Raw genomic sequence first — 15,240 nt, forward strand, 5'->3', positions numbered from 1 at the left:
ATTATTGCGATTATTGGTTGCAGTATTTAGTGCGTTTTGAGCATTATTGCGATTAGTAGTTGCGGTATCTAGTGCGGTTTGAGCATTATTACGATTAGTAGTTGCAGTATTTAGTGCGGTTTGAGCTGTTTGGAAACTTGCATCCACCTGGGTAAAGTCTTGTTCGGCTCTACTAAGGCGACTATTCGCGTCACTTTTCGCTCTGTTTGTGGATCGTATAATACCACTGAGATCATCTTCTGCTTTTTTGAGTGCATCAGCAGTCTCCTTAGCTTTTTTTATAGCCTCAGGAGCCTGTTTAATAGCTATTTGAATGGGTTTTGCTGCGGCAGAATTTGTGGTTTGTGTGGTGGCAGTTGCTGGTTTTATGGAAGCAAGTGTACCAGTCAACGCAGCAGTGGTAATTAATCCCAGAACAGCCTTTTGAGTTACAAGATTCATGATTTATCAGCCTAAGGTACAGATATTTTTGTTAGGTGAACAAAATAATTAATCTCTGAGGTTAGAAGTATTATTCGGTTCAAAAATGTTTAACTCAATCAATTTGTAACTCAAGCCCTGTCTGGGTAGCTAGGTTTTACAGATATTTTCGTTCACTCTTTAAGAATCTAGTATTTGATTAGCAAAATATCTCTTTTTTAGTAGAGTGTGGTAATTTTTAGACGCAATAAAAACAAGAAATCTAGTAATAACACACAGCATTATGTGAGATTCATGGAACGATTTATATATTGGTAGGTATTTCTAAGAATAAATTAGGCTGGGTAAGAATTAAGCTATTTAATTGCTGGACGTAGTTCTACTATAGGATTCATACTTAATTTCTGAAATATACGTAAGGAAACCACTGTGTTCTTACGCTTTTCACGGCAGTCACGCAAGTGGAACTGGGTATTGCCCGACCCACAGATATTTAGATTTTTTCTGATGGTTAAATCTGATTACTATATCAATCCCTAGAGAAGAATATTTATGAGGGATGAATAAATGATATGTTTACTGACGCAGAGTAAGCTATATCTCAGTTTATTCTTTACTAATTCTTGGTATTTATGCCTTGAATGATGATTTTCTATAAAAATTAATATTCTTGATAAGATTTTATTAAAGAATTTTTGGTGATACCAATTCTCTATGAAGTTGCGCCCAATAAATAATGTAGAGACGTTGCATGCAACGTCTCTACAGTACAGAATAAAGTGCATCTTCATCAATAAACGGTATGAGAAGCTATACTATGCGGGACTATTTATAAAGTAAATCTTATGTAGGGGAGGCAAAAAGCGGTGTAGATGTTCTTCCCGCTTTATCGCCGTTGTGTTACGGCTATGAAGGAATTTAGAACTGAGAGACGAGACAATTTAGCTGTAACGCACCATCCCTGAGGTGGTGCGTTAGGTGCGAGGTACGTTGTGTTAGATAGCCTGAATCCACTCCTTAACAGCATATTCAGTCCAAATATTATGTTGCCAATAGGGGTCATTTTCAATTAGCTGACGTACTGTGGCTTCATCTTCCGCCTCATAAATACCAAAGACTTTTGTCACATCTTTAGTAGGGCCAATAGTAATCAGCACACCAGATTCTTTTTGTTTTGCTAGTCCATCCAAGTGTGCTTGACGGTAAGGCGTGCGTTTTTCGAGAACGTCTTCGCAATATGTTCCCCAAACAATGTATTTAGGCATAGTGATTCAATCCAAAATTCAAAATTAATCATAAGTGATGAGTTGACACATCACTCATCACTTATTTTTAGTTAACTGCGGAGATTAACACCAAATTTTTCTACCAAAGCTTCCCGGACTTTGTTGTGTACTGGTTCGACCTCGGTATCTGTGAGAGTACGATCGCTTGCCCGGTACACTAGTCTAAAAGCTAAACTCCGTTGGCCTTGGGGGACATTCTCACCGCGATATTCATCAAACAGTTCTACCGACTCTAGTAAACCTTTACCAGCCTTGTTAATAGCTTTTTCGATTTCCGAGACGGAGATTTTTACAGGTGCAAAAAAGGCTATATCGCGATCGCTTGCGGGATATGTGGAGTAAGGTTTGAATGTAGGTACAAGAATTTCATCTTTATCTAAGGCATCTAACAACACATCCAAATCCAGTTGGAACACGTAGACTGATTCTGGTAAGTCTTTGTCACGCCGTAGTTGGGGGTGGAGTTGTCCAAAAATACCTAATCTATTACCACCAATCCATAATGAGGCGGTGCGTCCTGGGTGTAAGCGTTCGTCACGACAATCAGGCTGATATTCTACCAAGATGCCGAGTTGCTGAAATACGCTTTCTAGAATGCCCTTGGCTTCAAACCAAGTCAGGGGTTGGTCTTTACTACCTTTTGACCATTTGCCGAGGGTTGTATCTCCTCCTATGATGCCAGCGATCGCATCTTTTTCTTGTAACCCATCTTCTTCTTGCCAGAAAATGCGCCCAATTTCAAAACCATTCAGGGAACCATTCCCTTGTTCTAGGTTGTATTGGAAAGCGTCAATTAAGCCAGCAAGTAAATCAGTCCGCAGAGCTGAATATTCAACAAATAAGGGATTACTCAAGACTATTTGTCTATCTTCCCCTGGTTTTACTAAGGAATAATGGATTAATTCTGTTAAGCCTTCCGCCCGTAGCGCAGCGCGTAACTTGCGTACCAGTTCTTGATCTACAGGTAAATAACCAGTTTCTGCTTTGTCTGGTAAGGTATCACAGAAATTATCATAACCGTAGAGACGGGCAACTTCCTCAATTAAATCAATTTCTCGTTCCAAATCGCGGTAACGATAGGGTGGTACAGAAACATTCCAAGTTCCTTCGCCGGCTGGGGTTAACTGACATCCCAATGCAGTCAAGGTACGTTCTACATCTTTGGCTTCTAGTTCTCCGGTTTCTCCCACGTTGATGGGGCCGAGTACTTCATTCACCCGGTCTAAACGTAGTGCGATCGAACGACTCCAAGTAGTAGGATCGGGACGAGTATCAGAGATTTCCCGATGGACAATTACGCCACCAGCCAATTCACTAATTAAGGATAAGGCGCGATGGTTAGCTGTTTCTAACTCTGCACGGTTGACACCGCGTTCGTATCTCCCAGAGGCTTCACTACGTAAACCCACGCTGCGAGAAGAACGGCGAATGGCTACAGAATCAAATAATGCTGCTTCTAAAACTAGGCTTTGCGTACCCTCGTGGACTTCGGTTTCTTCACCACCCATAACTCCGGCTAAAGCTACGGGTTTATCGTTGGCTGTAATTAATAAGTTTTGCGTTGACAGGTTGCGGGTTTGTCCATCTAGGGTTTTTAATGTTTCCCCTTGGTTGGCAAAACGCACACCGATAGTTAAATTATCGGCATTAGCAACAGACTTTAACCGCTCTTGGTCAAAGGCGTGTAATGGTTGTCCCCATTCCAACAATACATAGTTAGTAATATCAACTACATTACTAATTGGTCTTACCCCAGCCGAACGTAAACGCTGCTGCAACCATTCAGGAGAAGGGGCAATTTTTACCTGTTCAATTACCGTACCAATATAAGCAGGACAGGCTTGAGTATCGGCAATTTTTAAACCTAACTTCCCGGTGGTACTAGATAAAGATACTTCCCCAGGTTCAGGGATACTTAATTTTCCACCTGTTAAAGCTGCCACTTCCCTCGCTATACCTACCATACTTAGGGCATCTGCACGGTTAGCGGTGGCGGTGACATCTAAAATCACATCATCCAAACCCAATAATGGGCGCACGTCGCTACCCAAGGGCAAGTTTTCTTGAGGGAAAATATAAATGCCGTCTACCTCACTGGGTAAACCGAGTTCTTTCAAAGAGCAAATCATCCCTTGGGAAGGAACACCACGCAATTTTGCGGGTTTAATTTTCAAATCGATGTTAGGCAAATAAGCGCCTACAGTTGCCACAGGCACATAAATATCGGCTCGGACATTGGGTGCGCCACAGACAATATTTAAGGTTTCCGTTGCACCGACATCTACTTGGCAAACGCTCAACTTATCAGCGTTGGGGTGGGGTTGACGCTCAAGCACTCTCCCCACAACAACGCCATTTGCCCAAGTGCGGCGGTCTTCAATATCTTCGACTTCAAACCCAGCCATTGTAAGAATATGGGCTAATTCTTCTGGGCTAAGTTTTATCTCTACTAGTTCCCGCAGCCAGTTCAAAGAAATACGCATTGGAGTGTGCTTGTTTGAGGAATCGTCTTTTGCTCTAATTTTAGGTTGCCTAATTGTGAACGAGTCACCTCTCTAGGCATACCTGAACAATCCTACTACGTACGTTAACTTTGGAGAAACAGAGGGGGGTGAGAATAGGCAGACAGGGGAAGAAAGATGGTTATTTTGAGAATTTTTTCTTCTGCCTTTACAGAATACGGTTAGTAGGGTGCGTCAGTGTGATAAAACCTAGCTGTAGCAGGAATTTACTCATACTGACGCACCCTACATCTTAGACATTTTCTTATCTGGAAGTCCCTTACTCAAGAACAGCCTAGCTAATAAAAAATCGGTGTAGGTTGACTGCACCGATAACTGCGCCGACGCTTCGCGTACGCACATCGTAACTTTATTTGCACCAGACATTTACCTCACGCCAATGCTGAAGCTTGGGGTTTAGCAAAAATCATTCTCCCGGCTGAAGTTTGCAATGCACTAGTAACTACTACCCGCAGTTCACCACCTACATAAGCTCTACCTTCTTCTACGACAACCATTGTGCCGTCGTCTAAGTAGCCGATTCCTTGAGTCGGTTCTTTACCTTCCTTGAGAATTTTTAGGTCAAGGTTGTCCCCAGGTAGATAGCTAGGACGGACTGCATTTACTAGGTCGTTCACATTCAGCACGGGTACTTTCTGCACGCTGGCGACTTTAGATAAGTTGTAGTCGTTGGTGAGTAGTGTGCCGTTGATTTCTTGGGCAAACCTAACTAGTTTGGCATCAACTGTCGCAATGTCTTCGTAGTCTGATGGATTAATCAAAATACGGTCTGGATAAGCTTCCTTAATACGATTGAGAATTTCGAGTCCCCGTCTTCCTCTCACCCGCTTTTGGTCTTTGCTGGCATCCGCTACTTGTTGTAGTTCCAGCAAGACAAATTGTGGCACGATAATTTGCCCTTCCAGAAATCCGGTTTCTAGCAGTGCTTCAATCCGACCGTCGATAATACAACTAGTGTCTAAAACTTTAGTATTGGCGGGTTTTAATGTCCCTTCCGCCACCATTGTTTCCACGGTGTTGGGATTAATGAACCTCAATAAGCCCCGTCCGTGAGTATCAGCTAAATTCATCCCCGTGACGGAGAGAATAATACTACCAACCACCGCCACCAGTGGTTTAATAAAACTAAAATCCGTGGGAATAGGTAGCAAAAATAGCGGAGCCAGCATTAAGTTTGCTAGCAATAATCCAATCACTAGGCCAATGGCACGGGTTAAAATTACTTCCAGTGGTAATTCGCGGACTTGGGCTTCTAACCGACGATAGGTCGTTTGGAAACTCAAACCAACAGCGCCACCAATGATGGCAGCAAAGACGGCAACAGTTAAGCGTAAAGCTTCGAGGTTCGTTACCCGATCCAACGTACCATTAGGTAGTAGTTCGGTGCTGTAGAACCCTATTCCTGCTGCTGCCAGGATGAATGAAAAAATAATAATGGCATCAAGCATGATTTTGCTGTTTTCCTGCGACTGTTTTACCCGATAAAGTCAAGTATTTTTAATTTCATCGGTAAGAGAGACTAATTATATTGACTTAGACTAGGGTTTTTATGCAGGCAATATCTGCAAACATTATAACCAAAGTCACTTCGCTTAAGATTTGTCATTGCTACGTCAATAAACTATAGAAACCTGTAAATAAACTATTTATTTTCATTATTTCTAATTTTCCGTTAATTAAGTTTATTCTTGTTCACAAATATGCAAAAAGTTAATGTTCCTAGCCTCGCTAGTTCTGCTTATGTACATATTCCCTTTTGCAGAAGGCGGTGCTTTTATTGTGACTTCCCGATATTTGTTGTCGGCGATCGCCAACGTGGTGAAACATCTGTTACCATCTCCGGGTATGTCGATGTTCTCTGTGAAGAAATTGCCGTTACACCGGCTTTTGGTCAACCCCTCAAGACCGTATTTTTCGGCGGTGGTACGCCTTCGCTGCTATCTACAGCACAATTAGCACAAATACTAGTAACGCTAGATAAGCGGTTTGGGATTGCGCCTGACGCAGAAATCTCGATGGAAATTGATCCAGGCACATTTGATCTAGCACACATCCAAGGCTATCGTAGCGTTGGTGTGAATCGGGTAAGTTTGGGTGTACAAGCGTTTCAAGAAGAATTGTTAAAGGTAGCTGGGCGATCGCACTCGCTTAAAGATATCTTTGCAGCTATAGACTTGATTTACCAAGTCGAGATTCCCGAATTTAGCATAGACTTAATTTCTGGGTTGCCGCATCAGTCTTTGGATCAATGGCAAAATTCCCTAGATACAGCCGTTAACATTGCACCCACCCACATATCTATATACGATTTGACAATTGAGCCAGGAACAGCTTTTGGTCGTTATTACAAACCAGGGGATAATCCTTTACCTACTGATGAAACCACCGTGAAAATGTATCAGATGGGTCAGAGAATTTTGACTGGTGGCAATTATGAACACTACGAAATTTCCAACTACGCCCAGCCAGGACACCAGTGTAGACATAACCGAGTTTATTGGGAAAACCGCCCTTATTATGGCTTTGGTATGGGTGCGGCCAGCTATGTAGAAGGTAAACGCTTCACCCGTCCCCGAAAAACAAAGGAATATTCTCAATGGGTGCAAGAGTTGATTGCTAATCACGGTGTGATTGATTGGGAAATTACGCCAAAAGCAGATGTATTGTTAGAAACGTTAATGTTGGGGTTACGCTTGGCTGATGGTGTGAGTTTAGCAGCACTAACCGAGGAATTTGGCAAGGAGAAAATACAAGAACTGCATCAATGTCTGCAACCTTATTTTACTCAAGGTTGGGTACAAGTTGTGGGTGATAGGTTGCGGTTGACTGATCCCGATGGTTTTTTATTTTCCAATGTGGTGTTAGCCGATTTGTTTAGTCAGTTGGGGTAGTCAAGCGATATGGGTCAAGTTAGGACTGTTTGGACAAGGGTGTAAATTGTTGAGTATGGCTTGGGTAGAAGTAGAAACACTCAAGAGGGGGAAGATCGCGCTATAAAAAGAATAATGAAGAGTAAAAAGCGACGAAACCCCCTGCGCCAATCACTGGCAGTTTTCCGTTATAGTGGCAGGGCAATATATTTGGTGTGGACTACTAGCCACACTATGACTGTAATTCTGGCTACTTTAACTTTAGTAGCTGGTTTGTTACCTGCGGCGATCGCCTATATTGGTAAGTTAATTGTGGATGCGGTGGTTGTGTCATCCCAAGTTAAGTCCAGTCTTTCTCAACCATTATTGTATGTGGGTTTAGAGGCGATCGCTGTAGCTTTACTGGCAGGTAGTCAAAGAGGGCTGACTATTTGTCAATCTTTACTGCGGGTGTTACTTGGTCAGCGAGTTAATGTCCTCATCTTAGAAAAAGCCTTGACCCTTGACCTCACTCATTTTGAAAATTCAGAGTTTTATGACAAAATCACCAACGCCAGACGAGAAGCATCCATTCGCCCCCTTTCTTTAGTTAACCGCACCTTTGGTTTAGTGCAGAATGCCCTTTCTCTAGTTACATATGGCATTTTGCTCGTGAATTTCTCTCTTTGGGCTGTAGTTGCCCTAATTTTGGCAGCAATGCCCGCATTCATAGCCGAAACTAGATTTGCTGGGGAAGCCTTTCGTCTATTTAGTTGGCGCGCGCCAGAAACTCGCCAGCAGCATTATCTGGAAAATTTACTAGCTAGAGAAGACTTTGTCACTGAAGTCAAACTCTACCAGTTAGGCAAGATGTTATTGGGAAGATACCGCAATGTATTCAATCAACTCTATAGCGAAGACCGAGATTTAACAGTACGCCGGGGAGTGTGGGGATATCTCCTGAGTTTGGTGAGTACGGCGGCTTTTTACATCGCCTACGCTTGGATTGTTATAGAAGCGGTTTTAGGTAAGATTTCCTTGGGAGATATGACAATGTATCTCACTGTTTTTCGTCAAGGACAGTCTACTTTTGCCAATGCTCTCACCTCCATTGGTGGAATGTATGAAGATAACTTGTATCTTTCTAACCTTTACGACTTTTTAGAAGAGAAAGTCACCCAACCTGGGGGTAATGTAACTCAAGGCATCAATCCTCAAGATGGGATTCGTTTTCAGAATGTATCTTTTACTTATCCTGGTGGTTCTCAGCCTGCATTAAATAATATTTCTCTGCATTTAAAACCTGGGGAAAAATTAGCTATTGTCGGTGAAAATGGTTCTGGCAAAACGACTTTAATCAAACTACTCACACGACTTTACACACCAGATTCTGGCAGAATTTTATTAGATGGTGTGGACTTACAAACATGGGATATCAATATATTACACCGTCGGATTGGGGTGATTTTCCAGAATTTTGTCCGTTACCAATTTACCGTGGGTGAGAATATTGGTGTGGGGGATGTAGAAAATATTGATGATAACAGGCGTTGGCAAGTAGCTGCTCAAAAAGGTATGGCGCAACAGTTTATCGAAACACTACCCCAAAGTTTTCAGACACAGCTTGGACGCTGGTTCAAGGGAGGACAAGAATTATCTGGCGGGCAATGGCAAAAAATCGCTCTAGCTCGTGCCTTTATGCGGACTCAGGCAGATATTTTAGTTTTAGATGAACCCACATCAGCAATTGATGCACAAGCTGAGTTTGAGATTTTCAATCATTTTCGTACTGTGACTCAAAATCAAATGGTATTCTTGATTTCCCACCGTTTTTCGACTGTGAGAATGGCTGACAAAATTCTGGTGATTGAAAATGGGGCAGTGGTAGAACAGGGAACTCACGAGGAGTTGCTAGCATATGGTGGACATTATGCCAGGCTGTTTCTGTTGCAGGCGGCTGGTTATCAGTAGAGAGAGATAATGCTTTTAAACGCAGAGGTACGCTGAGGGAAGCGCAGAGGAACGCTGAGGGAGATAAACTTTACTCTGCATACCTTTGCGCCTACCTCCGCGCCACTTTGTGTTGAAAAAGTTAATAATTTATGTAAAGTGGTACTGAAGTATGAAACTGATTTCCGAACCGTCGATTCCTGTAAAAATTCAAAAGATGAAGGAGAGGGTGCGATGGAAGCATCCTAGTCTTGTGCAACGGGGAATCGACCAGACGAGTATGGTAATAGACGATGGCCGGAATGATAACCCGGAATTTTCGTTTATGGTGATTGGTGATAGTGGTACAAAGTCTCATTACGGACATCATCCCCAAAGACAAGTGGCGGAACTGATGCTTCCTCACAAGGATGAATGCCGTTTTGTGCTACACACGGGGGATGTAATTTATGTGGTGGGTTCCCATGAGTATTACCCAGCAAATTTTATCGAACCTTATCGGGAGTTTTTAGTAGGTGGTGAGCATCCCCAAAATATTGCTTACGATCGCATGACTTTTAATTTACCGTTTTTACCAGTCTTGGGCAATCATGATTATTATGATGTGCCTTTGATGTATCGCTGGTTGACTGGTAGTACTTTACGGTTGCGGCGGATGCTACGGTATAAGGATTTTGAAATTGGTTGGCATGGTTCTAACCAAGGGGATGCTTACTCACGAGCTTTTATTGATTATCTAGCAGCGATCGCACCAGAAGACTTACATCGTCATTTAGATTTACACTACACCGCGAAAACTGATACTAGTCGCTGTTTGCGTTATGTACCGGGAAATTTCACCCGTGTACCTAACCGCTATTACAGTTTTCGTTATGGTGGGATAGATTTTTTTGCCCTTGATTCTAATACTTGGAATACACCCTCACCTTTACCCACGACCCAAGCTGGGGACATTTACCGCCGGGAATTGCAAAAGCGTCGCCAAGAAATAGACCAAGAAGAACTACAAATTTTAGCAGAGTGCGATCGCCTTAATCCAGATCAACCAGATGATGCGGAACAACTCGACGACCTCAGCGCCAAGCTAGACCAAATCAATGAAATCAAACTCGACATCGAGAAGCAACTAGCATCTCACGACACAGCAAATATCGACTTTGAACAACTTGACTGGTTACGAAGTCGCTTAATCGAATCTTGGAATACCAAGGAAGTCCGGGGAAGAATCTTATTTTTTCACCACCCACCATACGTTACAGAAGCAACCAAGTGGAATCAAGCCCAAACTTTGGCGGTGCGTCATCGTCTGCGCTGGGTATTCGACCAAGTGGCGGAAACTCTGGGTGCTTTGGTGAAAGAACGCCCCATAGTTGATTTAATCTTTAACGGTCACGCCCATTGTTTAGAATATCTCCGCACAACTGATACAGGTTATGCAGACTCAAACCTCAATTGTATTATCTCTGGTGGTAGCGGTCGCCGTCCCCGTCGTCAGCGACCAGAGGGGACAGAGTTAATGGAGATTTTTAGCGATGTTCCTGGTCATTCTCTGCGGAAAGTTGCAGACTCGCTGTTGTATGTGGGACGCAGTGAACAAAACTTTCAAAAGTGTCTTTCCTACTCTGGTGTACGAATTGATGTTCAAGATGGTAATCCACCTAAATTTATTGTCAGACCTTTAGTGGCAGAACGGGTTGATGGACTGTGGAATCAGCGCGAGTTGGAGTCTTTTGTGATTTAACCAGAACTATGATGATTTATAGACTTTTGCATTTAATAGTAATTATTTGGTTGATTGGGGGATGTTGGCTACTGGATGGTACAGGTGTAGCAATAGCGAGTCCCTCAACTTCCAATATTTACGAACAACGGACTATTCACAGCCCAGATGGTATTGGCAAATACTACATGGGGCGAGAAATTGCCAAATTCATGGGACACACAGGCGCAGGTTGGCTGGAAAGACCAAGCCGTGAAGCGGAAGAACAGCCTAGTAAATTAATTAATGCCTTAAATTTAAAACCTGATGATGTCGTTGCAGACATTGGTGCTGGTACAGGTTACATTAGTTTGCAAATTGCCCCTTTACTAACAACTGGTAAGGTTTTCGCGGTGGATATTCAGCCAGAAATGTTGGAAATTCTGGAGTTTTTCAAACAAGAGAAAAATATCACCAATATTGAGCCTATCTTGGCAACTGCCAATAATCCAAATCTTCCACCCGCAAGTGTAGACTTAGCAGTGATGGTGGATGCTTATCATGAGTTTGAATATCCCCAGGAAGTGATGCAAGGAATAGTCCAAGCCCTGAAACCAGGCGGGAAAGTCGTACTGGTTGAGTATCGAGGCGAAAATCCATTTATCATGATTAAGCGTCTGCATAAGATGACGCAAAAGCAAGTCCGTCAAGAAATGGCTGCTGTTGGATTAACGTGGCGAGAAACTCAGAATTTATTACCACAGCAACACTTAATGATATTTGAAAAAGCGGTCAGAAACTCATGATTAGGCTGGGCTGAACGAGCTATAGCTGGGGACTAGGGATTGGGGACTGGGTGAAAAGTCTTTTTGGGTCTGGGTTGTATCATCTATGGATGTCCTAACACTACTGGCGACAGCTATATGAGATTGCAGAAATTCGTAGTTGTATGAACAAGTTATTTGACATCTTTGCTGAAATTAAGCGTCAGGCTAAAAGTGAAAAAAACCGGACTTCCGAATTAGAATTACCGCGCTTATGGATTTTGTCGCCCACAGCCTCTGAATCGATACTAGACGGCTTTAGAACTAGCATAGATGCGGAACAATGGGGCAAGGGTATACATTTTTTAGGTGAATATTTACGAACGGCTATTGTGGCTATTCATCAATTACCTTGTACAGAAGATACATTATGGTTGAGAATTTTAGGAAAAGGAAAAGTGCAAAAACAAGAAATAGAGGAATTGGAAGCACTTCCCTACACAAACCCCATACGTTCCAAAGCGATTGATTTATTATTGAGTTTAAAGACCACCTTAGAAGTAAGTCAAAATCTAGACGAAGAGGATAGAGATTTAATTATGCGCTTATCACCTATTTATGAGCAAAAATTAGCAGAGGCGAAACAACAAGGTCTTCAGGAAGGTCTTCAAGAAGGTCTTCAAGAAGGTCTTCAGGAAGGAATCCAAGCCGAACGTCGTCAAGTTATAGAGAATGTGTTACAAGTTCGATTTGGCTCTTTAGATGCAGAGTTAAGTGCAGTGATTGAACCTCTATTGAAATTAACTCCTGAACAATTCACTCCTATATTACTGCAACTATCGAGAGAAGAATTATTAAACAGGTTACTCCATTCCTAATATTAGGAAACACCAAAAAATAAATTATTCCCGATAGAAGGTCAGTAGGGTACGTCAGTATGAATAATCTTTTGGGACAGCTAGGTTTTCTTACACTGACCAAAGAAAAAAGGATACAAGCCCCCGGATTTATCCGTGGGGTATTTAATTTTGAATTTTGAATTTTGAATTTTGAATTGGAGAGAAGCGACTTGACGCACCCAACCTAATTGGATGCTTTTTTATCGAACAGAATTCAGGAGTCAGGAGCCAGAATTCAGTATGAATTCTGTGCGACTGGTGGATGAATAAATGGGTTTAAGCACGGAGCCAAATTTTCAATTTGGTGGTCTTCAATCAGTGGCGGGTCTGTAGCTTGCTTCCCGTAGGGTATCCCCCACTGATTGTATTCTGACTCCTGAATTCTGACTTCTGAATTCTTCAACTATAAGCCCCTATTGGCTATTTTTAATCACCTCCAATAATTCCCTTGGTTGGTGAATTAAAAAATCGGGATTTTGTTTAGCTAATATTTCGGGAGAATTGAAACCCCAAGTCACGGCAATTACTTTGATATTTGCTTTTTTTGAAGCTTCAATATCTCTAGTTTCATCACCAACGTAAATTACGGCTTGGGGTTTGAATTGTTTTTGTCGGAGAACATTATTAATTATAGTTGTTTTACCAAAAATTGTGACTCCTGAGTAAATAAAATCAAACAAACTATCTAGTTCATTAAGGCTCAAGAAATTTGTCACATTTTCTCTAGAATTGGACGTAATTATTCCTAGTTTATAATCATTTTCTTTCAGTTCTAATAAAGCTTCTTTAATACCAGGAATAGGTTTTAATTCATGAATTTTGTTTTTTAATTCCGACTTAACTTTTTTAACTAAAAACGGTATTTTTATCAGAGAAACTCCTGAATATTTAATAATTTCTCTAGATGAAAAATTCCTGAGGAGCGTCAATTGCTCTGGGGTGATTTGTACATAACCAAACTCTACCGCTAAGCGGTTGGCAATACTTACAAGAGCATCCACGGTATCCGCAATCGTGCCATCAAAATCAAAAATGATTACTTTCTGGGTCATTATTTCGCTTAGATGCGTCTAGATTAGCACGGGCATTCCGTCTTAACATTTCTGGCTTGATTCTCCTTAATGCTGATGCCGGAAATCGTTTATCCCACTCCTCGTCTGAGATTTGCGCTAATTCTATCAGCTTAGGAGCAATATTGTCTGGGTATGGTTGAAAATCTACCACATCTGTTGTTTGTGCAAAACGTTGATTCCAAGGACAAACATCTTGGCAAATATCACAACCAGCTACCCAGCCTTGCATTTGAGATGCGATCGCCTCTGGTAATTCTGCTGCTCGATTCTCGATGGTATGATAAGCAATGCAGCGATTAGCATCCACCACAAACGGCTGAGTAATTGCCCCTGTAGGACAAGCATCTAAACAACGAGTACAACTACCACAGTGTTCTGTATGGGGACTATCCTTTTCTAGTTCTACATTCGTCACCACCTCACCCAAGAATACCCAAGAACCATACTCTCTAGTAATTACATTCCCATTTTTCGCTATCCAGCCAATCCCGGCTCGTTGCGCCCATACTTTATCTTGCACTGGCCCAGTATCTGCATAGTAACGAGCTTGGATACCTGGGTCTAATGATTGTAACCAAGTGGTTAATGCTTTGAGTTTCCTGTGCATCACCTTGTGATAGTCCCTTCCCCAGCCATAGCGAGAGATTTTGGCGTATTCTGCACTATCGGGACGTTGGTGTGGGGTGTAGTAATTAAGAGCGACGCACACAAGCGATCGCCCTTCTGGCATGATCAAGCTTATATCACTACGCTTCGGGTTATTCATCCACTCCATATCAGCGTGATAACCCAGCTTTATCCATGCTTGCAGCCTTTCGGCTTCTGCGTTCGTACTTTCATTGACAGCAGCAATGCCAACCTTGTGGAAGCCTATTTCTCTAGCCTTTGCTTTTACCACACTGCTGCTAACTATGGAACAGTAGTTCATTTGTATAACCAAATTTTGCCAAACTGGCAGCATTCCGATTATACATAACTTAGTCAAGACTTAGGTTCAATATTTCCTACTCAATCTATTTGTAAATTTTATTTGCCGATTATTAAGAAATAATGCAACATAGATGCAAGAGGACAAGCAACCCAGAGTGATGCAACCCTCCCACTGATTCGCAAAGTATATAAACCCATCGACTGTGGTGCAATCATGACATTCACTTCTGATTCCGCTTCAACCCGTTTTTCTCAAGCTTTCGGTATCCAAACTGGTGATGCTGTTGCTTCTACCATTACTGTATTTCAAGGTCTGAGCATAGATGACCAGTTGGCAGTACTGTGGTACGCTTACACCGAAATGGGACGCTCTATTACACCAGCCGCTACAGGCGCTGCTCGTTTACAATTAGCTGAAGGTTTGTTAAATCAAATCAAGCAGATGTCTCATGCAGAACAGTTACAAGTCATGCGTGACTTAGCTGCAAAAAATAATACTCAATTCTCTCGCTCTTACGGTATCCTCAGCAATAATACCAAGTTGGCTTTCTGGTATGAATTATCAGAATTAATGGTCAAGGGTTTCGTTGTCCCTGTACCAACAGACTATAAAATCTCTCGTGATGGCTCTCAAGTATTAGAAGCACTGAAGGGATTAGACTTTGGTCAACAAATCACCGTTCTCCGCAAAGTAGTTGCTGATATGGGTGTTGACCCCTTAGCTGATTAACTATCTATCTATATCTTTCCAACCTCAATGTCATACCAGTTTTAGTTCCTAGATAAAAATCTGGGAACTAAATCTTACTTAAGTAAGAGTGTCTGTTATGGGTAATACATCCCAATAG

Annotated in this window: 11 protein-coding genes and 1 pseudogene; 6 read left to right on the forward strand and 6 right to left on the reverse strand. The window is 42.1% G+C overall.

Annotated elements, in window-relative coordinates; genetic code table 11:
• The 4 genes and pseudogenes from ACM5QX_RS24835 to ACM5QX_RS24850 form a co-directional block, all read right to left on the reverse strand.
• A pseudogene (locus tag ACM5QX_RS24835) lies at positions 1 to 441 on the reverse strand (hypothetical protein); the annotation flags it as partial.
• 974 nt (positions 442 to 1,415) lie between these two features.
• Complete coding sequence (locus tag ACM5QX_RS24840; RefSeq protein WP_011319005.1) at positions 1,416 to 1,685, reverse strand: YciI family protein; 270 nt, start codon at positions 1,683 to 1,685, stop codon at positions 1,416 to 1,418.
• A gap of 71 nt (positions 1,686 to 1,756) precedes the next feature.
• Positions 1,757 to 4,189 (reverse strand): phenylalanine--tRNA ligase subunit beta, encoded by a 2,433-nt coding sequence (pheT, locus tag ACM5QX_RS24845; RefSeq protein ID WP_414755966.1) that lies wholly within the window; start codon positions 4,187 to 4,189, stop codon positions 1,757 to 1,759.
• 410 nt (positions 4,190 to 4,599) lie between these two features.
• On the reverse strand, positions 4,600 to 5,676 hold the full coding sequence (locus ACM5QX_RS24850) for a PIN/TRAM domain-containing protein (RefSeq protein ID WP_011319007.1): 1,077 nt from the start codon (positions 5,674 to 5,676) through the stop codon (positions 4,600 to 4,602).
• 252 nt (positions 5,677 to 5,928) lie between these two features.
• Here ACM5QX_RS24850 and hemW point away from each other — a divergent pair, with 252 nt between their 5' ends.
• The 5 genes from hemW to ACM5QX_RS24875 all read left to right on the forward strand — a co-directional run bounded on the left by hemW (position 5,929) and on the right by ACM5QX_RS24875 (position 12,368).
• Entirely contained in the window at positions 5,929 to 7,119 is a 1,191-nt protein-coding gene (hemW, locus tag ACM5QX_RS24855) for a radical SAM family heme chaperone HemW (protein WP_414755967.1), read from the forward strand.
• A 114-nt stretch (positions 7,120 to 7,233) separates the two neighbouring features.
• Positions 7,234 to 9,048 carry an ABC transporter ATP-binding protein gene (locus ACM5QX_RS24860; RefSeq protein ID WP_414755968.1) on the forward strand — a complete coding sequence of 605 codons (1,815 nt, stop codon included), beginning with the start codon at positions 7,234 to 7,236 and terminating at the stop codon, positions 9,046 to 9,048.
• Positions 9,049 to 9,199: 151 nt separating this feature from the next.
• A complete protein-coding gene (locus ACM5QX_RS24865; RefSeq protein ID WP_414755969.1) occupies positions 9,200 to 10,768 on the forward strand; it encodes a metallophosphoesterase family protein in 1,569 nt (522 codons plus the stop codon).
• Positions 10,769 to 10,776: 8 nt separating this feature from the next.
• Positions 10,777 to 11,532 carry a class I SAM-dependent methyltransferase gene (locus ACM5QX_RS24870; protein ID WP_414755970.1) on the forward strand — a complete coding sequence of 252 codons (756 nt, stop codon included), beginning with the start codon at positions 10,777 to 10,779 and terminating at the stop codon, positions 11,530 to 11,532.
• Positions 11,533 to 11,675: 143 nt separating this feature from the next.
• On the forward strand, positions 11,676 to 12,368 hold the full coding sequence (locus ACM5QX_RS24875) for a hypothetical protein (protein ID WP_414755971.1): 693 nt from the start codon (positions 11,676 to 11,678) through the stop codon (positions 12,366 to 12,368).
• A gap of 434 nt (positions 12,369 to 12,802) precedes the next feature.
• On the opposite strand, the gene ACM5QX_RS24880 is transcribed toward ACM5QX_RS24875, so the two are convergent.
• Entirely contained in the window at positions 12,803 to 13,441 is a 639-nt protein-coding gene (locus tag ACM5QX_RS24880; RefSeq protein WP_414755972.1) for an HAD-IA family hydrolase, read from the reverse strand.
• Positions 13,416 to 14,390: a tRNA epoxyqueuosine(34) reductase QueG gene (gene queG, locus ACM5QX_RS24885; RefSeq protein ID WP_414755973.1), complete on the reverse strand. Its 975-nt coding sequence runs from the start codon at positions 14,388 to 14,390 to the stop codon at positions 13,416 to 13,418. The genes ACM5QX_RS24880 and queG overlap by 26 nt, the downstream gene beginning before the upstream one ends.
• Positions 14,391 to 14,606: 216 nt before the next feature.
• Here queG and ACM5QX_RS24890 point away from each other — a divergent pair, with 216 nt between their 5' ends.
• Positions 14,607 to 15,122: an orange carotenoid protein N-terminal domain-containing protein gene (locus ACM5QX_RS24890; protein WP_011319015.1), complete on the forward strand. Its 516-nt coding sequence runs from the start codon at positions 14,607 to 14,609 to the stop codon at positions 15,120 to 15,122.
• Positions 15,123 to 15,240 lie beyond the last annotated feature (118 nt).

This window comes from Anabaena sp. CCY 9910 (assembly GCF_963920875.1).
Classification (GTDB): domain Bacteria; phylum Cyanobacteriota; class Cyanobacteriia; order Cyanobacteriales; family Nostocaceae; genus Trichormus; species Trichormus variabilis.

What these genes read in the sequence shown, in the direction of transcription:
- hemW (WP_414755967.1), top strand. Translation starts at nt 5,929, where the DNA reads ATGCAAAAAGTTAATGTTCCTAGCCTCGCTAGTTCTGCTTATGTACAT.
- ACM5QX_RS24880 (WP_414755972.1), bottom strand. Translation starts at nt 13,441, where the DNA reads ATGACCCAGAAAGTAATCATTTTTGATTTTGATGGCACGATTGCGGAT.
- ACM5QX_RS24850 (WP_011319007.1), bottom strand. Translation starts at nt 5,676, where the DNA reads ATGCTTGATGCCATTATTATTTTTTCATTCATCCTGGCAGCAGCAGGA.
- ACM5QX_RS24870 (WP_414755970.1), top strand. Translation starts at nt 10,777, where the DNA reads ATGATGATTTATAGACTTTTGCATTTAATAGTAATTATTTGGTTGATT.
- pheT (WP_414755966.1), bottom strand. Translation starts at nt 4,189, where the DNA reads ATGCGTATTTCTTTGAACTGGCTGCGGGAACTAGTAGAGATAAAACTT.
- ACM5QX_RS24840 (WP_011319005.1), bottom strand. Translation starts at nt 1,685, where the DNA reads ATGCCTAAATACATTGTTTGGGGAACATATTGCGAAGACGTTCTCGAA.
- ACM5QX_RS24860 (WP_414755968.1), top strand. Translation starts at nt 7,234, where the DNA reads ATGAAGAGTAAAAAGCGACGAAACCCCCTGCGCCAATCACTGGCAGTT.
- queG (WP_414755973.1), bottom strand. Translation starts at nt 14,390, where the DNA reads ATGAACTACTGTTCCATAGTTAGCAGCAGTGTGGTAAAAGCAAAGGCT.
- ACM5QX_RS24865 (WP_414755969.1), top strand. Translation starts at nt 9,200, where the DNA reads ATGAAACTGATTTCCGAACCGTCGATTCCTGTAAAAATTCAAAAGATG.
- ACM5QX_RS24890 (WP_011319015.1), top strand. Translation starts at nt 14,607, where the DNA reads ATGACATTCACTTCTGATTCCGCTTCAACCCGTTTTTCTCAAGCTTTC.
- ACM5QX_RS24875 (WP_414755971.1), top strand. Translation starts at nt 11,676, where the DNA reads ATGAACAAGTTATTTGACATCTTTGCTGAAATTAAGCGTCAGGCTAAA.